The following is a 23,650-nucleotide window of genomic DNA, read 5'->3' on the forward strand; positions in this document are numbered from 1 at the left end:
TAGCGATGAACATTCGGCGTACCGCGACGACCCGCAGGGCAATGACCGCTGTCGCGATCACGACTGGGCTGGTCTTCACGGTGGCCGGTTGCGGCGGCGGAGACGGTGATGGTGACAAGGCCGAGAAGAGCGCGACCTCGACATCATCTTCCGGACAGGGCAAGGACGACGACGAAAAGGGTGAAGGCGGACAGGCGCCCGAGACGGACGAGGTGCTGGCCGAGGTCAAGGGCGAGGAGAACATCACCCTGACGGTTACCTCCGCCGTCCGGGATGAGGGAGGCTTCGTCACTGTTTCCGGCAAGGTGACCAACAACGGTGGCAGGTTCTGGGCGGCCGCCAACTGGCGTGGCGAGGAACGTGAGCTGAACAAGAACGGTTCGTCCGTGGCAGGCGCGAACCTGATCGACAACGTGGGCAAGAAGAAGTACCTGGTCCTGCGGGACACCGAGGGGCGATGCCTGTGCACGAAATTCACAGGCGGCGTCAAACCCAGCCAGACGGCGGACTGGTTCGCCCAATTCCCCGCCCCCCCAGAAGGAACCGACAAGGTCACCTTCCAGGTGGGGTCGATGCCCCCCGCCCCCATCGAGATCGCCCAAGGCGAGTGACCGCATGACCCGCCACCTCCGCCACCTCGCGGGCGCCGCCACCCTCACGACCCTGATCCTCATCGCCCCGCCGGCCCACGCCGACGACGACCCCCCCGCCCCACCCGGCAGCACCACCACCTCCCCGCCCCCCGAGGTCGATTCCAGTAGTCCGGGGCTGAAGCTCGCCGACGGCGCCACGCTCGCGCCGGCCAAGGTGCTGGACATCAAGTCCGTCGTCGAGGACCTCGGCGGCGAGGAGCGCCGCGAGGACACCAACACGGACGTGAAGTTCGCGCTGCAGGCGGAAGTCCTGTTCCCGAAGGACGAGTCGAAGCTGAACCCCGAGGCGAACGCCCGGATCGAGGCGATCGCCAAGGAAGCCGAGGCCCAGAAGGCCACGGACGTCCGCGTCTTCGGCTTCACGGACAACCTCGGCTCCTACGCCCACGGCAAGAAACTCTCCCGCGAACGCGCGGAAGCCGTCCACGACAAGCTCGCGAGCTACCTCGGCCCGGAGGTCACGTTCTCCGTGCGCGGCTACAGCGAGGACTACCCCATCGCGGACAACGGCTCCGAGGAGGGCCGCAAGAAGAACCGCCGCGTCGAGGTGTCCTTCCCCCGGGGCGCGACGGGCGACACCCCCGGCACGGAGACCACCGGCTGAGCCACGGCCCCGCCCCCGATGCCAGGATTGCCCCCATGAACAGCAATCCGGCAGACCCGGAGCAGGGGCAGGGGCAGGGGCAGGGGCGCAGCCAGGGGCCGCACAGCCAGGGCACGGCGGCCCGCGCCTTCGACGACCTCGTCGCCGAAGCCGAGGCCGCGCCGACCGAAGGGTGGGACTTCTCCTGGTTCGAGGGGCGGGCCACCGAGGAACGGCCCTCGTGGCGGTACGCGGAGTCGATGGCCCGGCGCCTCGCCCGCGCCTCCGCGAGCCTCGACATCCAGACCGGCGGCGGCGAAGTGCTGGCCTCCGCCGCCACACTGCCGCCCCTCGCCGTCGCCACGGAAGGCTGGCCCGCGAACGTCGCGAAGGCCACCGCCCTGCTGCACCCGCGCGGTGTCGCGGTCGTCGCGGCGCCGGAGGACGCGCCGCTGCCGTTCGCCGACGGCGCGTTCGACCTCGTCACCAGCCGCCACCCCGTGAAGGCCCACTTCGACGAGATCGCCCGCGTACTGCGCCCCGGCGGTACGTACTTCGCGCAGCACGTCGGTCCCGCCAGCGTCTTCGAAGTCGTGGAGTACTTCCTCGGTCCGCAGCCGGACGAAGTCCGTGACGCCCGCCACCCGGAGGCGGAGCGCGCCGAGGCCGAGGCCGCGGGGCTCGAGGTCGTCGACCTGCGCGCGGAGCGGCTGCGCATGGAGTTCCGCGACATCGGCGCGGTCGTCCACTTCCTTCGCAAGGTGGTGTGGATGGTCCCGGGCTTCACCGTGGCGGCGTACCGGCCGCGGCTGCGCGAGCTTCACGACCGTATTCAGGCGGAGGGCCCCTTCGTGGCCCACAGCACGCGGCACCTCTTCGACCTCCGCAAGCCGGATAGCGCCGCTTAGCGACACCTAGCCTGATCAAGCGGGCAGATCGGCCCAATGCCTCACATCGTCACGTACACACCGAACTCGAAGCCTTGATTCCGCATCGTTATCAATACTGGCTCGTTCCGCCCCTGGGCGTCGCGTAAGTTCAGACCAAGGCTAATTCGCGTGAGCAAACCGCGCGTGCGGTGCCGCGCGGTGGAGGGGGCCGCGCGGCACCGCGAGCCGTCACTCTCCACCCCGCCCGGGGCCGTCCGCCGCACCCTCCACGACGATCCGCGCGCCCCGGCGCACGCCCCACCGTGCCATCGCCCCGGCCTCCGCCTCGATCACATGTCTGGCCCGCCATCGCGGCAGCCCGAGGCGGCCGGGGCGCATCGTCCGGACGGACAGCACACGCCACTCGCGGTCCAGGTACGCCACGTCGAGCGCGAACCGCATCCCCAGGGTGTGCACACCGTGCGCCGGTGTCAGCAGAAGCGCCCCCCGCACGCCCGTGCGCCCGAGCAGACCCCGCCGCCGCGCCCGGGGCGAGTCCGCGATCTCCAGCGGGACCGGAAGGCCGTGCGGGCGAGTGGCCACCATCGCGGACGCCCCGGAGGCCTCGGACGCCTTCCCCCAGACCTTCATCGTCGCCATGTCCGCGAAATTAGCGGCCCGGCACTCCGGTGCGTCAAGCACGCGACGTATGAGGGGTCCCTCTTGGGGGTTACCGCCGCGCCCGGCCGAAATTCGCCCTCGAACCCGCAATTCCGCCGGTAGAACGGGATCGCGCAGTCGTCGGCCGGTCTCGGAGAGTAGTTGTGGGGCGCCAATGCCCCCAGCAGCACTTACGAAGGGTTATGGTGGAAACCCCCCCTCGGGCCGGTCCGTCTCCCCCCCACGGACCGGCCCGATTTTTTGTGCCACGGGGAGCGGCCGGAAAACCGCGGAAGATCGACTCCCAGTTATCGTCAGGGACATGTCGAACCAATTCCCCCCGCCCCCCGGCCCGCCCCAGCCCGGCCCGCCCCACCAGCCCCCGGCCCAGTCCGGTCTCCCCACCTACCAGGGCCCCGCCCAGGACCCCTCCCACGCATACGCACAGGGATATGGGCAGCAATATGGGCAGGGCGCGTACGGGTACGGGTACGGCTATGGGCAGGGGCCCATGGGGCCGCCTCGGATGCCCGGCGTCGTCCGCGCCGCGCAGGTCGTCATATGGGTGCTCGCCGGGCTCACCGTCCTCGGCAGCATCATCCTGATAGCCGCCGTGAACCCGGAGACGGGCGGCGCCGCGCTCGGCGTGAACATCTGCCTCCTGGTCGCGGCCGGCATGGCCTTCCGGTTCGGCAGCGCGGGCCACGGCATACGCGTGACGTGCATCGTCCTGATGAGCGTGCAGATCCTCTTCGGGCTCGGCGGCACGGCCTCGGGGAACCCGGGCGGCCTGCTCCCGATGCTCGGCGCGATCGCCACGGTGATCCTGCTCTCGCAGAGCGCCGCCGGTGCCTGGTTCAAGCGCCCCCGCGCCTGACGGTCCGACACGCCGGACACGCCCGGCACGCCCGGCACAGATGTGAGGAGCCCCGGACGGAGCACGTGTCTCCGGCCGGGGCTCCCTCACATCCACCCGCGCCGGATCAGCCCCGTCCGGCCCAGATGTTCGTGCCCGGCGTCGACACCGCGAACGTGTCGATCGCCGTCAGCTCCTCGTCCGTCAGCTTCGGGCCCGCGAGCGCCGCCACGTTCTCCTCCAGCTGCCGGACGCTGGACGCGCCGATCAGTGCCGACGTCATCCGCTCGTCCCGGAGCACCCAGTTGAGGGCGAGCTGGGCCAGGGACTGGCCGCGGGCCGCCGCGATGTCGTTCAGGCCGTTGAGGCGGCGTACGACCTCGTCACTCAGCAGGTTCGGGTCCAGGGACTTGCCCTGCGTCGCGCGCGAGCCCTCCGGAATGCCGTTCAGGTACTTGTTCGTGAGCAGGCCCTGCGCGAGCGGCACGAAGGAGATGCAGCCCATGCCGGCCGCCTCCAGCGTGTCGAGCAGCCCGTCGTCCTCCGTCCAGCGGTTGATCATCGAGTACGACGGCTGGTGGATGAGCGCCGGCACGCCCATCTCCCGCAGCAGCCGCGCCGCTTCCGCCGTCTGCTCGCTGTTGTACGACGACACGCCGACGTAGAGCGCCTTGCCCTGCTGCACCGCAGAGGCGAGCGCGCCCATCGTCTCCTCGAGCGGCGTGTCCGGGTCGAAGCGGTGGGAGTAGAAGATGTCTACGTAGTCGAGACCCATCCGGTCGAGTGAAGCGTCCAGCGACGACAGCAGGTACTTGCGGCTGCCCCATTCGCCGTACGGACCGGGGTGCATGAGGTAGCCGGCCTTGGTCGAGATGACCAGCTCGTCGCGGTGGGCGGCGAAGTCCTGGGCGAACAGCTTGCCGAAGTTGAGCTCCGCAGAACCGGGCGGCGGGCCGTAGTTGTTCGCCAGGTCGAAGTGCGTGACGCCCAGGTCGAAGGCGCGGCGCAGGATCGCGCGCTGCGTGTCGAGGGCCTTGTCGTCGCCGAAGTTGTGCCAGAGACCGAGCGAGACGGCGGGCAGCTTCAGGCCGCTGCGGCCCGTACGGCGGTACTCCATCGAGTCGTACCGGTCCTGTGCCGCGCGATACATAGACGTGTCGTTCATGGGTACGAAGCTACTTCAGCAGCCTAGGGCCCGACTGTGGAGGGACGCTCGAGCGACGGTAGGGTGTCGCCCTCGGGGTTGCTCTGGGCGCGCCCCTGGAGATCGCCATCTGCTGGAGGCTGACACACGTGAACCTGCGCGACCTGGTGTACGGACTTTACGCACGCCGGGTGGAAGGCCGCCTCGACCACGACCAGGTGCCGAAGCACATCGGGGTCATCCTCGACGGCAACCGTCGCTGGGCGAAGGCTGCGGGCGGGACCACCGCACAGGGCCACCAGGCGGGCGCACACAAGATCGAGGAGTTCCTCGGCTGGTGCGCCGAGACGGACGTCGAGGTCGTCACGCTGTGGATGCTCTCGACCGACAACTTCGACCGTCCCGACGACGAGCTGAAGCCGCTCCTCGGGATCATCGAGGCCACCGTCCGCTCGCTCGTCGCCGACGGCCGCTGGCGCGTGCACCACGTCGGCGCGCTCGACCTGCTGCCCGCCCACACCCAGATGGTCATGAAGGAAGCCGAAGAGGCGACCCGTACCAACACCGGAATACTGGTCAACGTGGCCGTCGGCTACGGCGGCCGCCAGGAGATCGCCGACGCGGTCCGCTCGCTGCTCCTGGAACAGGCGGACAAGGGAAGCAGCCTGGAGGAGGTCGCGGAGAGCGTCGACATCGACCAGATCTCCAAGCACCTCTACACCAGCGGCCAGCCGGACCCCGACCTGGTGATCCGTACGAGTGGTGAGCAGCGGCTCTCCGGATTCATGCTCTGGCAGTCCGCCCACTCCGAGTACTACTTCTGCGAAGTCTTCTGGCCGGCCTTCCGCAAGGTCGACTTCCTGCGTGCGCTGCGTGATTACGCGGCCCGCCACCGCCGTTACGGGGGATGACTCCGCGGCGCCCCTGAGGTCGGCGCCATCCAGAGTTAACCAACGCGTCGTCATATGCCCTGGCATGGCTGCGCATGTTCGAGGGAATACCCCTTCCAGGTCGACGTCCGAGCAGTGTCCGACAGGGACGTCGTATCTCAGCGGACGGCATGGGCCGTCCGCCCGGGAGGCCCTTTGCACCAGGACGACCGTGTGAGCAGCGCGGGCGACGTGGAGGGCCGGTACTCGGCCCGCGCATCGCGGCCCGTGACCGGTCCGGTTCACACCCGCCGGATCGCCCCCGGTATCCCTCCCGTCGCTCCCCGACCTCATCCGAGGGGGTACGTCCTTCCGTGGTGAACAGCACAAAGCGCCGCATGCCCGACAGGCGCACCTACGTTCTCGACACCAGCGTCCTGCTGGCCGACCCGAATGCCCTGACCCGCTTCGACGAGCACGAAGTCGTGCTGCCGATCGTCGTGGTGACGGAGCTGGAGGCCAAGCGGCACCACCCGGAGCTCGGTTACTTCGCCCGGCAGGCGCTGCGCCTGCTGGACGACTTCCGTATCCGGCACGGCCGCCTGGACGCCCCGATCCCCATCGGGGACCTGGGCGGCTCGCTGCGCGTCGAGCTCAACCACTCCGATCCCGGCGTGCTCCCGGCCGGCTACCGGTTGGGGGACAACGACTCACGGATTCTCGCCGTAGCACGCAATCTCCAGGCGGAGGGGTACGACGTCACGGTCGTCTCCAAGGACCTGCCGCTCAGAATCAAGGCGTCGTCGGTGGGCCTCCTCGCCGAGGAGTACCGCGCCGAGCTCGCCATCACGGACTCCGGCTGGACCGGTATGTCCGAACTGACGCTCTCGGCGGAGCAGGTGGACCTCCTCTTCGAAGAGGACACCCTGTACGTCCCCGAGGCCTCGGAGTTGCCCGTGCACACGGGCCTCACCATCCAGTCGGAGCGGGGCAAGGCCCTCGGCCGGGTCACGGCGGAGGGCAACGTCCGGCTCGTGCGCGGCGACCGCGAGGCCTTCGGGCTGAAGGGGAGGAGCGCCGAGCAGCGGGTCGCGCTCGACCTGCTCCTCGACCCGGACGTCGGCATCGTGTCGATGGGCGGCCGCGCGGGCACCGGCAAGTCGGCGCTCGCCCTCTGCGCGGGCCTGGAGGCCGTCCTGGAGCGCAGGCAGCACCAGAAGGTGATGGTGTTCCGGCCGCTGTACGCGGTGGGCGGGCAGGAGCTCGGCTATCTGCCCGGCACCGAGGCCGAGAAGATGGGGCCCTGGGCGCAGGCGGTCTTCGACACGCTGGGTTCGGTGGCGGGCAAGGAGGTCATCGAGGAGGTCACCGCGCGCGGGATGCTCGAAGTGCTTCCGCTCACCCACATCCGCGGCCGCTCACTGCACGACGCGTTCGTGATCGTGGACGAGGCGCAATCCCTGGAACGGAACGTCCTGTTGACCGTTCTGTCCCGAATCGGGGCGAACTCCCGTGTCGTACTGACCCATGACGTGGCGCAGCGCGACAACCTCCGCGTGGGGCGGTACGACGGCGTGGTCGCCGTCGTCGAGAAGCTGAAGGGACATCCGCTGTTCGCGCACGTGACGCTCACGCGATCGGAGCGGTCGCAGATCGCGGCCCTGGTGACCGAAATGCTGGAGGACGGTCACATCTGAGGCGGTTCACGGCAGTTGCACCATCCAGGACGCCGTCCGGCAAAGCGAAGGAGCCTAGCCGGGCGGCGTCTTGCTGCACCCCTGTTTCCGAAAAACTCCTGAGGCAAACGGGGTGTGAGCTTTCCCACGCAACGGAGAATTGCCTTGCGGTGTCCGGCTGGGGCAGAGTCTGGGTCCTGTCAGGCCCCGCATGCGACACACGTGTACCCCCAGAGGTACGACAACTCAGGCACCACAGAACTTCATAGTGACCGTCGCATGCCGCCCGAAGCACCACGCGACGCTTCCGTAACGGGAGTTGTCCACCGGGTCCGTGCCTCCCGTGACCGATAGACCAGCGGAGGCCAGCGCCAGGGGCACGATTGCGTCCGCGAGGTCACCTATGCGGGCGATGCTGGAAGGAAACCGTGTGAGCCGGATTTCGGTCCGGGGATTCGCCGTGGCTTCTGCCACCGCGGTCACCACCGTCGGCGCTGTCGTGGGTGTCGCCTCGGGCGCCACCCAGCCCTCGAACACGAACGACATCGAGGCAGCGGCAAGCGACGCGACGCTCCTCGCAGACATACCCGCGGGTCAGCAGGCCCAGGTCCAGACCGCGTCCCTGACGCAGCAGGCCGACGCGCAGGCCATGGCCGCCGACACCGCAGCGAAGAAGACCGCAGCGGAGGAGGCCCGCAAGCAGGCTGCCGCCTCGGCGATCGAGAAGCAGAAGGCCGCGGAGAAGGCGGAGAAGGAAGAGGCGGCCAAGAAGGCCGCGCTCAAGAAGGAGCGTGAGGACAAGGCCGAGACCAAGGCCAGCCGCTCCTCCGCCCGCGACGCCTCCAGCTTCGAGCCCCAGAGCTCCTACACGGTCGCTCAGGTCCAGGCGATGGCACGGCAGATGGTCCCCGGGGACCAGTTCCAGTGCTTCAGCAACATCGTCAACCACGAGTCCACGTGGAACTACAAGGCGACCAACGCCTCTTCGGGTGCCTACGGCCTCGTCCAGGCGCTGCCCGGTTCCAAGATGGCCTCGGCGGGCGCCGACTGGCAGACCAACCCGGCCACGCAGATCAAGTGGGGCCTGAACTACATGAACGACCGCTACGGAAGCCCGTGCGGAGCCTGGAGCTTCTGGCAGGCGAACAACTGGTACTAGGCCCCTCGTGCGGCCGTACCGCGCTCAACCTCGCGAGGCCCCTCACCGTCCTACGGTGAGGGGCCTCGCCCGTGTACGGTCGGTCCGGACAGCTCCAGGGGGGAGTGGTGGGGAAAGACGGGGGTAAAGGACGGATCATGTCGCGAGTGCCAGGGTGGCTCGGCCGGCTCGGCGCCGGACTGAGCGAGATGGGCGAGCGGTTGAACGAGCAGCGCCGCGACAGGGACGCCGACTCGGACACCGACGAGCCGAGAGACGCCTCCGCGGAGGACAACGACCACGTGCCCGCGCCTCCGGCGTACGCACCGGCCATAGCGGCCAGACCCGACCCCGTGGACGCCGTGCCCTGGGGCATGCGCGTCGCCGCCGAGGCCGGCTGGCGGCTCCTGATCCTCGCGGGTGCCCTCTGGGTCCTCATGAAGGTCATCAGCGCGGTGCAGCTCGTGGTGCTCGCGTTCGTGGCCGCCCTGCTGATCACCGCGCTGCTGCAGCCCACCGTGGCCCGGCTCAGGAGAATGGGTCTGCCGCGCGGTCTCGCGACGGCGGTCACCGCGATCCTCGGCTTCGTCATCATGGGCCTGGTCGGCTGGTTCGTCGTGTGGCAGGTCATGGAGAACGCCGACGAACTGTCGCGGCAGATCCAGGACGGCATCGAGGATCTGCGCAAGTGGCTCCTCAACAGCCCGTTCCACGTGACCGAGGACCAGATCAACGACATCGCCAAGAGCCTGCGGGACGCGGTCGGCGCCAACACGGAGGAGCTCACCTCCGCGGGCCTCGAAGGCGTCACGGTCATCGTGGAGACACTGACCGGCATCCTGCTCGCGATGTTCTCGACGCTCTTCCTGCTCTACGACGGCAAGCGCATCTGGCAGTGGTTCCTGAAGCTCGTCCCCGCCCAGGCGCGGCCCGGCATCGCGGGTGCGGGGCCGCGGGCGTGGCGCACCCTCACCGCGTACGTGCGCGGCACGGTGATAGTCGCTCTCATCGACGCCATCTTCATCGGCCTCGGCATCTACTTCCTCGGCGTACCGATGGCGGTGCCGCTCGCGGTCATCATCTTCCTCGCCGCGTTCGTGCCACTGGTCGGTGCCGTGGTCTCCGGCGCCCTCGCGGTCGTCGTCGCGCTGGTCACGCAGGGCGTGTTCACCGCGGTGATGGCGCTCGTGGTGGTCCTCGCGGTGCAGCAGATCGAGGGGCACATCCTGCAGCCGTTCATCCTCGGCCGCGCGGTGCGGGTGCACCCGCTGGCGGTGATCCTCTCGGTCGCCGCGGGCGGCATGATCGCCGGCGTCGGCGGGGCGGTCGTGGCGGTGCCGCTGGTGGCCGTCACGAACACGGTCGTCGGCTATCTGCGGGCGTACTCCCGCGAGGCCGCGCTCAAGCAGGCGCCGCAGCCGCGGGGCGCGACCGCGATGGACGCGTCGCCGGTGGGCGCGGCGCGGGTGGACGACGCGCGGGATGGCGCCCGGGACGGTGCCCGGGACGACGCGGCGCCGACGGACTCGCCGCCGCAGTAGTCGCGTACGTCGGAACGGTCCGTCGAGAGCGCGAAGTGGGCCGGAACCCAAGGGTTCCGGCCCACTGTCGTGTCTTCGGGTGCGTTACGCGAGGACGTCCTCGGAGTCCAGCGTGACACCGACCGCCTGGATGACCGCGGCGATCTTGAAGGCTTCCTGGATCGTATCGCGGTCGACCCCGGCCTTGCGCAGGACCTGCTCGTGCGAGTCCAGGCACTGACCGCAGCCGTTGATCGCGGAGACCGCGAGGGACCACAGCTCGAAGTCGACCTTCTCGACACCCGGGTTGCCGATGACGTTCATCCGCAGACCGGCGCGCATCGTCCCGTACTCCGGGTCGGAGAGCAGGTGACGCGTGCGGTAGAAGACGTTGTTCATCGCCATGACGGCGGCGGCCGACTTGGCGGCCGTGTACGCCTCGGGGGAGAGGTTCGCCTTCGCCTCGGGCTCCAGCTCGCGCAGCACCTTCGGGGAGCGGGACGCGATGGCGCAGGCCAGCACGCTGCCCCACAGCTGCTGCTGCGGCAGGTCCGAGTTGCCGATGACCGAGCCGAGGTTCAGCTTCAGGTCCTTGGCGTAGTCCGGTACGGCGGACTTCAGTTCGTCGAGTGCCATGTCAGAAAGCTCCGTTCACTCGCCGGAGAGCAGCGCGACCGGGTCGAGGGTCTCGTCGCCCTTGCTCCAGTTGCAGGGGCACAGCTCGTCGGTCTGCAGGGCGTCGAGGACCCGCAGGACCTCCTTGGGGTTACGGCCCACGGAACCGGCGGTCACCATCGTGAACTGGATCTCGTTGTTCTGGTCGACGATGAAGACGGCGCGCTGCGCGAAGCCGTCCTCGCCCTCGATGCCGAGGTCACGCATGAGCTCGTGCTTCGAGTCGGCCAGCATCGGGAAGGGCAGGTCCGTCAGGTCCGGGTGGTCCTTGCGCCAGGCGTGGTGCACGAACTCGGAGTCGCCGGAGAAGCCGAGGATCTGGGCGTCACGGTCGGCGAACTCGTCGTTCAGCTTGCCGAACGCGGCGATCTCGGTCGGGCACACGAAGGTGAAGTCCTTGGGCCACGCGAAGACGATCTTCCACTTGCCCTCGTAGGTCTTGTGGTTGATCTGCTCGAACTCCTTGCCCTGCTCCAGCGAGACACAGGCAGTCAGGTCGAACTCGGGGAACTTGTCACCGACAGTGAGCACACGTACTCCTTGCGCGAGAGAGTCCCTTTTGGGGACTTTCCTGTGGGGTTGGACTGATGTCGATGGTGGCACAGGGTGCATTGATTAGGGAAATAGCTAGAGTGGGTCATGTTGATCGGAGGTGGTTATCAGTGCGTGCCATAAATAGGGGCAAGCAACCCAGCGGGAAACAACCCAGCCTGGCGCAGCTGCGCGCGTTCGCCGCCGTGGCCGAGCATCTGCACTTCCGCGATGCCGCCTCGGCGATCGGCATGAGCCAGCCCGCGCTCTCGGGGGCCGTGGCCGCGCTGGAGGAGGCACTGGGTGTCCAGCTCCTGGAGCGGACCACGCGCAAGGTGCTCCTGTCGCCCGCGGGGGAGCGGCTCGCGGTGCGGGTCGGGGCGGTCCTCGACGAGGTCGAGGCGCTCATGGAGGAGGCCGACGCGGTGAAGGCCCCGTTCACGGGGGCGCTGCGGCTCGGCGTGATCCCGACGGTCGCGCCCTATCTGCTGCCGACGGTGATCGGCCTGGTCCACGAGAGGTATCCGGACCTCGACCTCCAGGTGCACGAGGAGCAGACGTCCTCGCTCCTCGAAGGGCTCACCGCGGGCCGGCTCGACCTGCTGCTGCTCGCCGTGCCGCTCGGCATGCCCGGCGTCACGGAACTCCCCCTCTTCGACGAGGACTTCGTGCTCGTCACCCCCCTCGACCACTGGCTCGGCGGCCGGGAGGGGATTCCGCGCGAGGCGCTGAAGGAGCTGAACCTGCTGCTCCTGGACGAGGGGCACTGTCTGCGCGACCAGGCGCTCGACATCTGCCGTGAGGCGGGGCGGGCGGACGCGCCCGTCACGACGACGGCCGCGGGGCTCTCCACGCTGGTTCAGCTGGTCGCGGGCGGCCTTGGGGTGACGTTGCTGCCGCGGACGGCTGTGCGGGTGGAGACGACGCGCAGCAATCAGCTCTTGACCGGGTATTTCGCGGACCCCGCGCCTACGCGGCGGATCGCGCTTGCCATGCGCACGGGGGCTGCGCGGGGCGCCGAGTATGAGGAGTTGGCGTCTGCCTTGAAGGAGGCGGTTCGGCCGTTGCCGGTGCGGGTGGTTTGAATCCGCGGGCCGGTGGGGGCTTGTCGCGCCCACGCGGCGGAGCCGCAAATGTGACAGCCCCGCGCCCCTGGGGTTGTCCGGCTCGGTTTTGTCCGCGGGCCGGTGGGGGTTGATCGCGCAGTTCCCCGCGCCCCTGGGGCCCCTGCGGGACCCCAGGGGCGGCCGGGGCCACTGGAGTTACTCCGTCCTCAGGCCCTCCGGGCGCATCATCCTGCGGAGTGGCGGGAGGCTCAGCAGTGTCACCGCCGCTACCATCGCCGCGCCCGCGCCCGTCAGCGGTACGAACGACCACCAGTCCGTGACGCTCTTGTCGATCATGCGGGTCATCACCACGCCGAGGCCGAGGCCGCCGCCGATCGCGAGGGCGAGGCCCAGGGCGACCGGGATCGCCGTCTGCCACAGGAGCGACCAGCCCATCGACGAGCGTCGCGTGCCGAACGCGGTGAGGACCGCGAGGAGCCGCTTGCGCTCCCGCAGCTGCTCCATCATCGACACCAGCATGGACGCCGCGATCAGCGCCATCGTGGCGCTCGCGCCGATCTGCAGGCCGCGCGAGATGGAGGCGTACTGCTTGTCGCGGTCGACCGACTGCAGCGAGTCCACGCCGATGAAGGGACCCATCCGGGCCGCCGCGTTGCGCACGTACTCCTCGGCGTCCGGCACGTTCGGATCGAGCTTGACCCAGGAGGTCGTCGACGCGTCGTCCAGCTTCCCGATGTCGACGGCGCCGGGCGTGGCGAAGATGCCGTCGATCTTCCTGCCGGACGGGTTGTTCCTGGCCTGAACGGTGGGCGTGCCCTTCGGCAGCGTCCACAGGACCGGCTTGGCGCCCTTGTTGAAGTCGGGGTCGGGCCCGACGTTGACCGGCTTGCCGGGGCGTGCCGTCTCGTCCACCCAGCCGTTCTGCTCCGTGCTGCCGGTGTGCACGACGAAGGTGTCGCCGTCCTTGCAGGAGTCGAGGCGGGCCAGCTCGCGCAGGGTCGCGCAGCTGCCGATGGTCAGCTCCGTGGTCGGCGTCATGTCCCGGACCTTCTTGCCGCCGGGCCGGGTGACGAAGGCCTGTACGGTCCCGACGACCTTGGTGACGCCCTTCGTCGCGGCGAAGTCGTCGATCATCCGTTGGGCGAGCGGGCCGCTGCCGGTCCCGCTGCGGACGGTGAGCTGGGCGCGTGTGGTGTCCTGCCCCGTGACCTTGTTGAAGTCGTCGTGCATGGAGGCGAACATCATCTGCAGTGCGACCGCGCCGGCCACCGCGACGGTGATGCCGCTGACCGCGCGGGACGCCGTGCCGGTGGTCAGCTGCAGCCTGCGGACGGCGAGCTGCCAGGGCACGGGACCGCCGTGCAGCCGTCCCACGACGGCCTCGACGAGCCAGGGCAGCAGCGCGCTGAGCCCGATCAGGGAGAGCGCCGAACCCACCGCGATCGCCGTCACGTTGACGGAGTCGTTGCCCATGCTGCGGTCGATGCGGCCGGAGTAGAGCAGGATGCCGATGCCGAGGACCGGCATCGCCACCCGCCACCACAGGCGGCGCTTGCGCTGCTTGCCGCCCCGGAACACCCCGAGCGGTTCGATGGCGACCGAGCGCAGCGAGATCAGCGTCACCAGGACCGCCGACACCGGCACGGCCACCGCGATCAGCGCCGCCAGACCGGCCGAAGGCACCATGTCGGACGGGTAGGCGCTGACGTTCGTCAGGTCGACCACGCCCACCAGCTGACGCAGCAGCAGGAAGAGGACGGCGCCCACCGCGAGCCCGAGGAGCGCGCCGAACAGCGCCTCACCGGCCGCGATCCTGCGCACCGCGCGGGCGTCCGCGCCGACCAGGCGCAGGGCCGCGAGCCGCCGGTCGCGCCGGTCGCCGCCGAACCGCACGGCCGTACCGATGAAGATCGCCACCGGGGTGAGGAGGACGACGCAGATCAGGACGACGAGTGCCAGCAGGAACGGGTCGAGGGGCAGCGAGTTGTCCTGTCCGAAGCTCACGACGCGGTAGTTGTTGCCCGTCGCGGTGATCTTGTCGCTGCCCACGTAGTAGTAGAGCTCGACCGGCGAGAGGAGGCCCTCACGGCCGATGGTGCCGGTCACGCGGAAGTCGCTGAAGCGTTCCTTCAGCAGCTTGTTCGCCGGGTCGTCGAGCAGGTCGCGCATCGCGGGCGAGACGACCATCTCGCCGGGACCGGGCATCTTGTCGAGTCCCGGCGGCAGCACCGGGTCCTTGCCGTCGGCGCGCAGGAACACGCCGGTCGGGCTCTTCCCGCGGAAGGTGGTGCCGGTGTTGCGTATGACCACCGTCGAGTCGGTCGCCTTGACCGGCCCGCCGTCGAAGGAGGAGTGCGGTGTCCGCGCGAACGAGCGGTCGTCGCGGTTGTGCAGCAGGTTGGGCACCGATGCCGCGCCGAGGAGGAGGGCGACGCCGAGGCCGACGCCGACGGCGGTCAGGATCGTACGGATCCAGCCCTCGCGGCCACCGCCCGCGGCGAACCGTATGCCCATGCCGAGGTCGCGCGTCCAGACACTCATACGATCCGCTCCATGTCGCGGGAGCGGCCGTCGCGCACGATGATCTCGCGGTCGGAGTAGGCGGCGACGCGGGTCTCGTGGGTCACGAGGACCACGGCCGCGTTGGTGGAGCGCGCGGCGTCGGTCAGAAGCTCCATGACGCGCTCGCCGTTGAGGGAGTCGAGGGCGCCGGTCGGCTCGTCGGCGAAGATCACACGCGGGCTCGTGGCGAGCGCGCGGGCGACGGCGACGCGCTGGCCCTGGCCGCCCGAGACCTCGCCGGGCCGCTTGGCGGCGACGTCGTCGACCTCCAGGCGCTCCATCCAGGTGCGGGCGGTGGCCTCGGCCTCCTTGCGCTTCGCGCCGTTCAGCCGCAGCGGGAGCGCGACGTTCTCGACGCAGGTGAGCTCGGGGACGAGCTGGCCGAACTGGAAGACGAACCCGAACTCGCTGCGGCGCAGCGCGCTCAGCTCCGCGTCCGAGAGGCCGGTCAGGGAGCGGCCGTTGTACGTGATGGAGCCCTCGTCGGGACGGACGATCCCGGCGAGACAGTGCAGCAGGGTCGACTTTCCGGAGCCGGAGGGACCCATGACGGCGACGACCTCACCGGGGTGGATGGAGAAGGCCGCGCCGTCGAGCGCGGTGGTGGGGCCGTACGACTTGCGGAGTCCTTGGGCCACGAGAAGGGAACCTGCGGGGGTCATGCGGAGCGCACCTCCAGGGCGAGCTTGCCGAGGCGCGCGGCGGTGAGCTCCAGCCAGCGCAGATCGGCTTCGAGGTGGAACAGCGCGTGGTCGCAGATCAGCTGGTCGGCGAGGTCGCCCTTGCGCTTGCGGTCGGTGAGGATGCGCATCAGGCGCAGGTGTTCGGCGCGCTGGACATCGAGGAGTTCGGCGGCGTCGCGTTCGGTGAGGAGCGCGAGGACGACCTTGGTGTAGAGGGTCGACTGGAGGTAGGGCTCCGGCTTCTCCGGGGTGGCGAGCCACCGCTGGACGTCCGTGATGCCGGCCTCGGTGATCGCGTACCGCTTGCGCTCGGGGCCGCCGCCCGCCTCTATGCCGTCGACCTCGACGAGGCCGTTCTTCAGGAGGCGGGACATGGTCGAGTAGACCTGTCCGTAGTGCAGGGGTTTGTCGTGCCCGAACTTCTCGTCGAAGGCGCGCTTGAGGTCGTATCCGTGCCGGGGGCCGGACTCCAGGAGTCCCAGAAGGGTGTGGCCAATGGACATGCGGAGCACTCTACACGGTGTGTATACGTGCGGTGTATACGCCCTGTGCATACGTCGGTCGTGGAGCACACTTGTGCGAGACCGGGCAACCATCCGGGCCCTGTGAACGTCGGTTCCTAAGGGGCAGGTGCTCATTGTCACGTCCGCAAAAGGCCGGATCGGCAGACGTTTGTCCCAGGGTGCGGTGTTAGCTTCATGAGCTGACTCGACGTACGCATGTTGACTAGACCGAAGCGGAGCAACCTCAGTCATGGGCCGAGCCGAAGAACGACAAGCGCGGCAGCGCGGGGCCCGCAGGGCAGCGCGCAAGCGCCCGTCCGGCGGCAAGCGCACCGGCATACGCCGCTTCTTCACCTGGAAGAAGATCCTCGGGACGTTCCTCGGGTTCTGCCTGCTCGGCATGCTCGGCTTCGTGGTGCTGTACCTCGTGGTGGACATCCCCAAGGGCAACGCCGCGGCGAGGAAACAGAGCAACGTCTACAAGTACAGCAACGGTGACGTCATCGCACGGACCGGCGACGTGAACCGCGAGATCGTCGACCTGGACAAGGTCCCGAAGGACGTCCAGAAGACCTTCGTCGCCGCCGAGAACAAGTCCTTCTACAAGGACGAGGGCATCGACTTCAAGGGCACGGCCCGCGGTGTCCTGAACACGGTGACCGGCAAGGGCAAGCAGGGTGGCTCGACGATCACCCAGCAGTACGTCAAGAACTACTACCTCAGCCAGGACCAGACCGTCAGCCGCAAGCTGAAGGAACTCGTCATCTCGCTGAAGGTGGACCGCGAGAAGAGCAAGGACGACATCCTCGCGGGCTACATCAACACCAGCTACTACGGCCGCGGCGCCTACGGCATCCAGGCCGCCGCCCAGGCCTACTACCGCGTCGACGCCAAGGACCTGAACGTCCAGCAGGGCGCCTACCTCGCCGCTCTCCTCCAGGCCCCGAGCCAGTACGACTGGGCGGCCGCGACGCCGACCGGCAAGAAGCTCGTCCAGCAGCGCTGGAACTACGTCCTCGACAACATGGTCGAGGAGGACTGGCTGGACTCCGGCAGGCGCGAGGGCCTGAAGTTCCCCGTGCCGAAGGACCCCAAGGCCCCGCCCGGCCGCGAGGGCCAGATCGGCTACCTGGTGGAGGAGGCCAAGCGCGAGGTGCTGCGCAACAGCAACCTCAGCGAGGCCGAGTTCGAGGCCGGCGGCTACACCGTCACCCTGAACATCGACCCCAAGAAGCAGAAGCAGCTCGAGAAGGCCGTCGACGCGAAGCTCAACGACAAGCTCGACCGCAAGAAGAACAAGGCGGACGCCCGCGTCCAGGCCGGCGCCGCGTCCGTCGACCCCAAGACGGGCAAGGTCCTCGCGATGTACGGCGGCGAGGACTACGTGAAGCACTTCACCAACAACGCCACCCGCCGCGACTACCAGCCGGCCTCCACCTTCAAGCCGCTGATCCTCGCCGCGGCCCTGGAGAACGGCGCCAAGACGCAGGAAGGCCTGCCGATCACCGCGAGCACCGTCTACGACGGCACCAGCAGGCGGCCGGTCAAGGGCGGCGACGTGGCCTTCGCACCGCCCAACGAGGACGGTGTCGACTACGGACCCGTCACCGTCCAGAAGGCGATGAACAAGTCCGTCAACTCCGTCTTCGCGCAGATGGGCGTGGACGTGGGCATGCCCAAGGTCATGGAGACGGCGGGCAAGCTCGGCATGGACGTCAAGGGACTGCCCGCCGTGCCCGCCCAGACCCTCGGCTCCATGGGCGCCAGCCCGCTGGAGATGGCCGGTGTCTACGCCACGCTCGACAACCACGGCAAGAAGGTCACCCCGGCCCTGGTCGGCTCCGTCGAGCACAAGGACCGCACGGTCGACCTGCCGGACCCGATCGGCGACCAGGTCGTCCAGCGCGGCACCGCCGACTCCGTCACCTCGGTCCTGACCGGCGTGGTCGACGACGGCACCGGCAGCGCGGTCCGCAACCCCGCGCAGGACGTCGCGGGCAAGACCGGTACCTCCGACGACAACAAGTCGGCGTGGTTCGCCGGCTACACGCCGAAGCTCGTCACCGCCGTCGGCCTGTTCGGCGAGGGCGCCAAGGGCGACCAGGTCTCGATGAAGGGCGCGGGCGGCCGTCCGCGCGTCGACGGCGGCAGCTTCCCAGCCCAGATCTGGGCGGCCTACACCTTCGACGCGATGGGCTCGCCGAGTTCGTTCGACCTCGACACGAACATGGGCGCCGCCATCGCGCCGGTCCCTGACCCGTCGTCGAAGGCCCCGAAGGACCCGTCGGGCACTCCGACGGCGCCGGAGGACGACGACGAGCCGTCCAAGAAGCCGACGCCGACGCCGACCCCGACGAAGTCGTCCACGACGCCGACCCCGACGCCGACGCCGACCAAGACGACTCCGACGCCGACCACCGACCCGGACCCGACGGACACCGACGGGCCCCCGGACCCGGAGGACGGCAGGCCCAGCAGGGACTGACACAGGCTCCGCAACGAGCAGAGGCGCCCCGGACCATCGAGGTCCGGGGCGCCTTTCCGTGTACTTCCCCGTACGTCGCCGGGTCCTGTCAGTTCCGGTTCAGCTCGAACCAGACCACCTTGCCGGTGCTCAGCCGTGTGGCACCCCAGCGCCGCGCCATCTTGTTGACCAGGTACAGGCCGCGGCCGCCCTCGTCCGTGGCGCGCGCCTGCCGCAGCCGGGGCAACTGCGGCACGTCGTCGCCGACCTCGCAGCGCAGCACGTCGGTGCGGAGCAGCCGGAGCGTGATCGGCCGCGACGCGTACCGCACGGCGTTCGTCACGACCTCGCTGACGAGCAGCTCCACCGAATCGGTCAGCTCTTCGAGACCCCAGCGGGCCAGCGCGCTGCGGGCCAGCCTGCGGGCCCGGGACGGCGTCGCGTTCTCCGGTTCGAGGAACCAGTACGCCACGTCGCTCGGCGCGATCCCGTCGAAGCGGGCGGCGAGCAGCGCGATGTCGTCGTCCCGGTCGCCGGGGCCGAGCATGTCGAGCACCTCGTCGCAGAGCGCTTCCAGCGGCGGCGGGTGGTCCGGGCCCGTCAACTGGGCGGTCGCGGCGAGCCGTTCGCGCAGCTGCTCTATGCCGGTCCACACGTCGCGCAGGCGGGACTCGACGAGCCCGTCCGTGTAGAGGAGCAGCGTCGCGCCCGCGGGGGCGTCCAGCTCCACGGCCTCGAAGTCGACGCCGCCCACGCCGATGGGGGCGCCCGGCGGCACCCGCAGGACCTCCGCGCGGCCGCCGAGGTGCAGCAGGACGGGCGGCGGATGTCCGGCGTTGGCGATCGTGATGCGGTGCGAGACCGGGTCGTAGACCGCGTACAGGCAGGTCGCCATGCGGTCGGAGCCGAGCCGCTGCGCCTGCTCGTCCAGGTGGTGCAGGACCTCCTGGGGCGGCAGATCGAGCCCGGCGAGCGTCTGCGCGGTCGTCCGCAGCTGGCCCATGATGGCCGCCGACGTCATGGAGTGCCCCATCACGTCGCCGACGACCAGGGCGACACGGCTGCCGGGCAGCGGGATCGCGTCGTACCAGTCGCCGCCGACCCGGGCCGTCTCGGCGGCCGGGAGATAGCGCGAGGCGAGGCGCACGCCGGTCGGGCGCGGCAGCGTCTCGGGGAGCATGGTGCGCTGCAACTCGTCGGCGATGTACGCCTCGCGGCCGTACAGGACCGCCTTGTCGATGCCGAGCGCGCTGTGCGTGGCGAGCTGGGCGGCGACGAGGAGGTCGTCCGCCTCGAACGCGGGCCGGTCGGGACGGCGCAGGAACACGGCCGCGCCGATCACCCGGCGCCGCCCCCGCAGCGGCGCGAGGATGCCCCGCTGACCGCCCGGCAGGGTGCGCCCCTCGCCGAGCAGTTCGGGCAGCGCGGCGCGCGCCGCCGCCGAGTCGGCGAAGACCGGACGCACCCCGCGCAGCACCTCGGCGAGCGCGCCGCCGGGGCGCACCTCGCACAGTTCGGCGCTGCCCATCACGTCGGTGATGTCGGGCTGCGCCATCTGCAGCGCGGGCAGCGTGCCGCCGCCGTCGGTGTCCGGCTCCTCGCCGCCCTCCTCGATGGAGCGCAGCCGGTCGGAGCGGCGCAGCCGCAGCACCAGCGGGCCCGTGGGCCGCTCGTCGCCGACCGGCAGCGGATCGCGCAGGTAGACCAGGATCGCGTCGGAGAACGTCGGCACCGTCGCCCGGCACAGGCCCATCACGATCTCGTCGAGGTCTATGCCGCGGGCGATCCGCCGCGTCGCGGCGCCCACGAAGCGGAGCCGGTCGCCGTCGCGCCGCATCGCCACCGGGCCCGCGCCGGGCGGCCTCGGCCGGCCGGAGCGCCGCTCCTCGCCGTCCGGCGGCCCCACGGGCGCGGGGCCCGCCTGGGACGGCACGCCGCTCTCGGGCACGGGGCGCGGGCGGTGCGGGTCGGGCTCGGCGGCCGGGGACTGGGTGTGCTCACCGGAGGACGGCACGGCTGCGCTGCCACCGCCCTCCGAGGTCTCCGGGGAACGCAGCAGCGCCCCGCGGGCATCCGCGGGGGCGGTCGGCCGGGCAGCCGGTGCCTTGCGACCCTCGTGGGGGGTGAGGTGCTCCGTCACGCGTTTTGAATCCGTCCGTCCGGGGCTGCGCGCGGTGCGCGCCGTCCAGCGTTGCACGTCGCTCAGCCGCGTCGGCAGTGCAGAAAGACCTGGTGTTCGGGTGGTGCGTCGGTGCTTGCGGGGGCGTACGCATACGTGTCCTCGCCGGTGATCTCGAATCCCGCGTCCCGCACGACCTGCCGCAGTTCGTCCCGCAGGTAACCCGATACCCGGATCGTGTGCCCCAGGAACGGAATTGCCGCGTCGTCCAGGTCGGCCTCGACCATGGACAGCTCCATCAGGCCTCCCGGTCGCAGCAGCCCGTGCAGCAGCCGCAGCGCCTCGGGGATCTCGGCGCGCGGCAGCATCAGGAGGGCGAAGAAGCACGCGATGCCGTCGAACCGGCCGACTCCGCCGGGACCTTCGGCCCTCAGGTCGGCGATGTCGAGCTGCCGGAACTCGGCGGCCGGCACGTTCTTTCCCGCCAGCTCAAGCATGCCCGTCGAGATGTCCGTGCCGAGCACCGAGTGGCCGGATTCGGTCAGCTGCCGGGCGGTCGGCAGACCGGTGCCGCAGCCCACGTCGAGGATGCGGGAACCGGCGGGGAGCGCCGTCGCGAGGCGGCCGCCCGCGGCCAGCTGGCCCTCCTTGTGCGGGAAGGCGTCGTCGTAGTGCTGCCCGATGGCGTCAAAGGCCTCGGCCTGACCCCTGCGGTCCTCGCTCACGTTCTGCCGCCCCTCGATGACTTCCTGTCAGGCACCGCGCAGACCCTCGGAGTTACTGCTGTGCGCCCTTGCGGAGGACGATCCTACGTTTGAACCACGGGGGCGCATCAAGGGTCTCATGACGACACATGCGCGGGCGTACGGTCCCAGTCATCCGGAAGGGACGGTACGACCCAGGACGGATCGGGACGCCAGTGCTGCCAGCCGTCCGAAAACGGCGCCCCCCACGCAGCGATCACGTCGAGCGCCCCGCGGCCCGCCGCACGTACGTCAGCGGCCTTGTCCGCGTCCATCAGACCGGCCCTGCGGGCCTCGGCGAACTCGTCCTCGTCGTGCCAGCGCCAGCTGCGGTCCGGGCTCACGGAGATGTCCAGAAAGTGATCCTCGGAGTCGACGCCTCCGGACCACCGGGTCCGCGGCTCCTCCAGATTCACGTACCAGCTCCTGAACTGCCAGCCCGGCTCCCAGAACAGCCAGACCGACCACGGCTCGTCCGGCCGCGCCAGCTTCAGGACGCCGGTGCCGAACCAGTGGTCGCGGCGGACGGTACGGGGCTTGGTGTAGCGGGTGGCCAGCGGCTCGTCGTGCACGGACGTGCCGTCGGCGAGCACCGGCTTCACGCACTCGGTGCCGGGCGCCATCCACACGGCGAGCAGCTCGTCGGTGTCCCGCACGACGGTGACGGGGCGGCAGATGTGGACCCGGTTCCCGGAGTTCTCCCGGTACCGCCACAGGATGTGGTCCCCGGGCGCCCACCGCGCCACCCCGCAACCGGCCGCCGTCTTCCCGTCGAGGTCTGTCATGCACAGATACTAGACGCCGCCCTGTGCCGGGAGGCGGTGTCGCTACGGATGCGTCATCCGGAGGACGTCCAGCGCCTCGTCCAGCTGTTCCAGGGTGAGGTCGCCCCGTTCGACGTACCCGGATTCGAGGACGACCTCGCGGATCGTCTTCCGTTCGGCGAGGGACTTCTTCGCGACCTTCGCCGCCTCCTCGTACCCGATGTACTTGTTCAGGGGCGTCACGACGGACGGGGACGACTCGGCGTACTCCCTGGCGCGCTCGCGGTGCGCGGTGATGCCGTCGACGGTGCGGTCGGCGAGCAGGCGCGCCACGTTGGCGAGGAGCCGGACGGACTCCAGGACGTTCTTGGCGATGACCGGCAGCATGACGTTCAGCTCGAAGTTGCCGGCGGCGCCCGCCGCCGCGACCGTCGCGTCGTTGCCGGTGACCTGCGCGGCGACCATCAGCGCGGCCTCCGGGATGACCGGGTTGACCTTGCCGGGCATGATCGAGGAGCCGGGCTGGAGGTCCGGCAGGCTGATCTCGGCGAGGCCGGTGCGCGGGCCCGACGCCATCCACCGCAGGTCGTTCGCGATCTTCGTCAGGCCGACACCGATCGTGCGCAGCTGCCCGCTGGTCTCGACGATGCCGTCCCGCGCGCCCTGCGCCTCGAAGTGGTCGCGCGCCTCGGTCAGCGGCAGCCCCGTGGTCCGTGCGACCTCGGCGATGACGGCCGCGGAGAAGCCGGGCGGCGTGTTGATGCCGGTGCCCACGGCCGTGCCGCCCAGCGGCAGTTCGGCGAGGCGGGGGAGTGAGGCGCGCAGCCGCTCGACGCCGTACCGCATCTGGGCCGCGTACCCGCCGAACTCCTGGCCGAGCGTCACCGGCGTCGCGTCCATGAGGTGCGTACGCCCGGACTTCACCACGTCCGAGAACTCCTCGGCCTTGCGCTCCAGGGCCGCGGCGAGGTGTTCGAGCGCGGGGATCAGATCGTTGCTGACCGCGCCCGTCGCCGCGATGTGGATCGAGGACGGGAAGACGTCGTTCGAGGACTGCGAGGCGTTGACGTGGTCGTTCGGGTGCACGTCGCGGCCGAGGCGCTCCGTCGCGAGGGTGGCGATGACCTCGTTGGTGTTCATGTTGGACGACGTGCCCGAGCCGGTCTGGAAGACATCGACGGGGAAATGGTCGTCCCAGCGTCCCTCGGCGACCTCGGCCGCCGCGTCCGCGATGGCGTCGGCGACGTCCTCGTCGACCACTCCGAGCTCCGCGTTGACCTTGGCGGCGGCCGCCTTGATCCGGGCGAGCGCGGCGATGTGGGCGCGCTCCAGGACCTGCCCCGAGATGGGGAAGTTCTCCACCGCCCGCTGGGTCTGGGCGCGCCATTTGGCGTGCGCGGGGACCCGCACCTCGCCCATGGAGTCGTGCTCGGTCCGGTACTCGCCGGTGTGGCCTTCGCTGGCGTCGCTGGTCATGCGCTGAACCTACCTCTCCGCTCAAACCCCGTAGAAAGTTGAGCACTTGTCTTGTTCCAGGTATTCCCAAGCCTGCTACTGACCAGTAAAAACCC

21 protein-coding genes are annotated in these 23,650 nt (G+C 70.1%); 10 read left to right on the top strand and 11 right to left on the bottom strand.

Annotation, left to right across the window (positions count from 1 at the left end):
* The first annotated feature begins 5 nt into the window (after nucleotides 1-5).
* The 3 genes from DEJ49_RS23530 to DEJ49_RS23540 are packed head-to-tail and all read left to right on the top strand — an operon-like array spanning nucleotide 6 to nucleotide 2,144.
* Nucleotides 6-611 carry a hypothetical protein gene (locus DEJ49_RS23530; RefSeq protein WP_150185966.1) on the top strand — a complete coding sequence of 202 codons (606 nt, stop codon included), beginning with the start codon at nucleotides 6-8 and terminating at the stop codon, nucleotides 609-611.
* A 4-nt stretch (nucleotides 612-615) separates the two neighbouring features.
* Nucleotides 616-1,257: an OmpA family protein gene (locus DEJ49_RS23535; RefSeq protein WP_150185967.1), complete on the top strand. Its 642-nt coding sequence runs from the start codon at nucleotides 616-618 to the stop codon at nucleotides 1,255-1,257.
* 35 nt (nucleotides 1,258-1,292) lie between these two features.
* Nucleotides 1,293-2,144, top strand: a complete 852-nt coding sequence (locus DEJ49_RS23540) for a class I SAM-dependent methyltransferase (protein ID WP_150185968.1) — start codon at nucleotides 1,293-1,295, stop codon at nucleotides 2,142-2,144.
* Between the two features lie 210 nt (nucleotides 2,145-2,354).
* On the opposite strand, the gene DEJ49_RS23545 is transcribed toward DEJ49_RS23540, so the two are convergent.
* Nucleotides 2,355-2,711, bottom strand: a complete 357-nt coding sequence (locus DEJ49_RS23545) for a DUF192 domain-containing protein (RefSeq protein ID WP_223833217.1) — start codon at nucleotides 2,709-2,711, stop codon at nucleotides 2,355-2,357.
* A gap of 376 nt (nucleotides 2,712-3,087) precedes the next feature.
* Here DEJ49_RS23545 and DEJ49_RS23550 point away from each other — a divergent pair, with 376 nt between their 5' ends.
* A complete protein-coding gene (locus DEJ49_RS23550) occupies nucleotides 3,088-3,642 on the top strand; it encodes a hypothetical protein (RefSeq protein WP_150185970.1) in 555 nt (184 codons plus the stop codon).
* A 106-nt stretch (nucleotides 3,643-3,748) separates the two neighbouring features.
* Here the strand turns inward: DEJ49_RS23550 and mgrA are convergent, their stop codons facing one another.
* Nucleotides 3,749-4,786, bottom strand: a complete 1,038-nt coding sequence (gene mgrA / locus DEJ49_RS23555; protein ID WP_150185971.1) for an L-glyceraldehyde 3-phosphate reductase — start codon at nucleotides 4,784-4,786, stop codon at nucleotides 3,749-3,751.
* A gap of 128 nt (nucleotides 4,787-4,914) precedes the next feature.
* Here mgrA and DEJ49_RS23560 point away from each other — a divergent pair, with 128 nt between their 5' ends.
* From DEJ49_RS23560 to DEJ49_RS23575, 4 genes are all read left to right on the top strand, one after another.
* Nucleotides 4,915-5,676: an isoprenyl transferase gene (locus DEJ49_RS23560; RefSeq protein ID WP_150185972.1), complete on the top strand. Its 762-nt coding sequence runs from the start codon at nucleotides 4,915-4,917 to the stop codon at nucleotides 5,674-5,676.
* Between the two features lie 332 nt (nucleotides 5,677-6,008).
* Entirely contained in the window at nucleotides 6,009-7,331 is a 1,323-nt protein-coding gene (locus tag DEJ49_RS23565; RefSeq protein WP_150185973.1) for a PhoH family protein, read from the top strand.
* 391 nt (nucleotides 7,332-7,722) lie between these two features.
* Nucleotides 7,723-8,469, top strand: coding sequence for a transglycosylase SLT domain-containing protein (locus DEJ49_RS23570; protein WP_190329422.1), 747 nt, complete (start codon nucleotides 7,723-7,725; stop codon nucleotides 8,467-8,469).
* A gap of 137 nt (nucleotides 8,470-8,606) precedes the next feature.
* On the top strand, nucleotides 8,607-9,989 hold the full coding sequence (locus DEJ49_RS23575; RefSeq protein ID WP_150185975.1) for an AI-2E family transporter: 1,383 nt from the start codon (nucleotides 8,607-8,609) through the stop codon (nucleotides 9,987-9,989).
* Nucleotides 9,990-10,073: 84 nt separating this feature from the next.
* Here the strand turns inward: DEJ49_RS23575 and DEJ49_RS23580 are convergent, their stop codons facing one another.
* Complete coding sequence (locus DEJ49_RS23580; protein WP_150185976.1) at nucleotides 10,074-10,604, bottom strand: alkyl hydroperoxide reductase; 531 nt, start codon at nucleotides 10,602-10,604, stop codon at nucleotides 10,074-10,076.
* 15 nt (nucleotides 10,605-10,619) lie between these two features.
* Complete coding sequence (locus DEJ49_RS23585; protein ID WP_150171589.1) at nucleotides 10,620-11,174, bottom strand: peroxiredoxin; 555 nt, start codon at nucleotides 11,172-11,174, stop codon at nucleotides 10,620-10,622.
* Between the two features lie 131 nt (nucleotides 11,175-11,305).
* On the opposite strand from DEJ49_RS23585, the gene DEJ49_RS23590 reads away from it, so the two are divergent.
* On the top strand, nucleotides 11,306-12,259 hold the full coding sequence (locus tag DEJ49_RS23590; RefSeq protein ID WP_223832962.1) for a LysR substrate-binding domain-containing protein: 954 nt from the start codon (nucleotides 11,306-11,308) through the stop codon (nucleotides 12,257-12,259).
* Nucleotides 12,260-12,436: 177 nt separating this feature from the next.
* On the opposite strand, the gene DEJ49_RS23595 is transcribed toward DEJ49_RS23590, so the two are convergent.
* Genes DEJ49_RS23595 through DEJ49_RS23605 form a run of 3 tightly spaced genes read right to left on the bottom strand, consistent with a single transcriptional unit; the run spans nucleotide 12,437 to nucleotide 15,989 of the window.
* Nucleotides 12,437-14,782 carry an FtsX-like permease family protein gene (locus DEJ49_RS23595; protein WP_190329423.1) on the bottom strand — a complete coding sequence of 782 codons (2,346 nt, stop codon included), beginning with the start codon at nucleotides 14,780-14,782 and terminating at the stop codon, nucleotides 12,437-12,439.
* Nucleotides 14,779-15,465 carry an ABC transporter ATP-binding protein gene (locus tag DEJ49_RS23600; RefSeq protein ID WP_150171591.1) on the bottom strand — a complete coding sequence of 229 codons (687 nt, stop codon included), beginning with the start codon at nucleotides 15,463-15,465 and terminating at the stop codon, nucleotides 14,779-14,781. The genes DEJ49_RS23595 and DEJ49_RS23600 overlap by 4 nt, the downstream gene beginning before the upstream one ends.
* Nucleotides 15,462-15,989, bottom strand: a complete 528-nt coding sequence (locus DEJ49_RS23605) for a PadR family transcriptional regulator (protein ID WP_150185977.1) — start codon at nucleotides 15,987-15,989, stop codon at nucleotides 15,462-15,464. The genes DEJ49_RS23600 and DEJ49_RS23605 overlap by 4 nt, the downstream gene beginning before the upstream one ends.
* Nucleotides 15,990-16,239: 250 nt before the next feature.
* Between DEJ49_RS23605 and DEJ49_RS23610 the strand changes: the two genes are divergently transcribed.
* Nucleotides 16,240-18,474: a transglycosylase domain-containing protein gene (locus DEJ49_RS23610; protein WP_150185978.1), complete on the top strand. Its 2,235-nt coding sequence runs from the start codon at nucleotides 16,240-16,242 to the stop codon at nucleotides 18,472-18,474.
* Nucleotides 18,475-18,562: 88 nt separating this feature from the next.
* Here DEJ49_RS23610 and DEJ49_RS23615 read toward each other — a convergent pair whose 3' ends face one another.
* The 4 genes from DEJ49_RS23615 to DEJ49_RS23630 all read right to left on the bottom strand — a co-directional run bounded on the left by DEJ49_RS23615 (nucleotide 18,563) and on the right by DEJ49_RS23630 (nucleotide 23,555).
* Nucleotides 18,563-20,593: a SpoIIE family protein phosphatase gene (locus DEJ49_RS23615; RefSeq protein ID WP_411757190.1), complete on the bottom strand. Its 2,031-nt coding sequence runs from the start codon at nucleotides 20,591-20,593 to the stop codon at nucleotides 18,563-18,565.
* 62 nt (nucleotides 20,594-20,655) lie between these two features.
* A complete protein-coding gene (locus DEJ49_RS23620; RefSeq protein ID WP_223832963.1) occupies nucleotides 20,656-21,297 on the bottom strand; it encodes a class I SAM-dependent methyltransferase in 642 nt (213 codons plus the stop codon).
* A 116-nt stretch (nucleotides 21,298-21,413) separates the two neighbouring features.
* Nucleotides 21,414-22,100 (bottom strand): DUF402 domain-containing protein, encoded by a 687-nt coding sequence (locus DEJ49_RS23625; RefSeq protein WP_150185980.1) that lies wholly within the window; start codon nucleotides 22,098-22,100, stop codon nucleotides 21,414-21,416.
* A 42-nt stretch (nucleotides 22,101-22,142) separates the two neighbouring features.
* Complete coding sequence (locus tag DEJ49_RS23630) at nucleotides 22,143-23,555, bottom strand: class II fumarate hydratase (protein WP_150185981.1); 1,413 nt, start codon at nucleotides 23,553-23,555, stop codon at nucleotides 22,143-22,145.
* Nucleotides 23,556-23,650 lie beyond the last annotated feature (95 nt).

It is taken from the genome of Streptomyces venezuelae, assembly GCF_008642335.1.
GTDB lineage: Bacteria > Actinomycetota > Actinomycetes > Streptomycetales > Streptomycetaceae > Streptomyces > Streptomyces venezuelae_F.

Bases quoted from the DNA above. Each gene is read 5' to 3' on its own strand.
- DEJ49_RS23570 (WP_190329422.1), top strand. From the start codon at position 7,723: ATGCTGGAAGGAAACCGTGTGAGCCGGATTTCGGTCCGGGGATTCGCC.
- DEJ49_RS23580 (WP_150185976.1), bottom strand. From the start codon at position 10,604: ATGGCACTCGACGAACTGAAGTCCGCCGTACCGGACTACGCCAAGGAC.
- DEJ49_RS23530 (WP_150185966.1), top strand. From the start codon at position 6: ATGAACATTCGGCGTACCGCGACGACCCGCAGGGCAATGACCGCTGTC.
- DEJ49_RS23535 (WP_150185967.1), top strand. From the start codon at position 616: ATGACCCGCCACCTCCGCCACCTCGCGGGCGCCGCCACCCTCACGACC.
- DEJ49_RS23630 (WP_150185981.1), bottom strand. From the start codon at position 23,555: ATGACCAGCGACGCCAGCGAAGGCCACACCGGCGAGTACCGGACCGAG.
- DEJ49_RS23625 (WP_150185980.1), bottom strand. From the start codon at position 22,100: ATGACAGACCTCGACGGGAAGACGGCGGCCGGTTGCGGGGTGGCGCGG.
- DEJ49_RS23600 (WP_150171591.1), bottom strand. From the start codon at position 15,465: ATGACCCCCGCAGGTTCCCTTCTCGTGGCCCAAGGACTCCGCAAGTCG.
- DEJ49_RS23575 (WP_150185975.1), top strand. From the start codon at position 8,607: ATGTCGCGAGTGCCAGGGTGGCTCGGCCGGCTCGGCGCCGGACTGAGC.
- mgrA (WP_150185971.1), bottom strand. From the start codon at position 4,786: ATGAACGACACGTCTATGTATCGCGCGGCACAGGACCGGTACGACTCG.
- DEJ49_RS23540 (WP_150185968.1), top strand. From the start codon at position 1,293: ATGAACAGCAATCCGGCAGACCCGGAGCAGGGGCAGGGGCAGGGGCAG.
- DEJ49_RS23595 (WP_190329423.1), bottom strand. From the start codon at position 14,782: ATGAGTGTCTGGACGCGCGACCTCGGCATGGGCATACGGTTCGCCGCG.
- DEJ49_RS23550 (WP_150185970.1), top strand. From the start codon at position 3,088: ATGTCGAACCAATTCCCCCCGCCCCCCGGCCCGCCCCAGCCCGGCCCG.
- DEJ49_RS23545 (WP_223833217.1), bottom strand. From the start codon at position 2,711: ATGGTGGCCACTCGCCCGCACGGCCTTCCGGTCCCGCTGGAGATCGCG.
- DEJ49_RS23605 (WP_150185977.1), bottom strand. From the start codon at position 15,989: ATGTCCATTGGCCACACCCTTCTGGGACTCCTGGAGTCCGGCCCCCGG.
- DEJ49_RS23610 (WP_150185978.1), top strand. From the start codon at position 16,240: ATGGGCCGAGCCGAAGAACGACAAGCGCGGCAGCGCGGGGCCCGCAGG.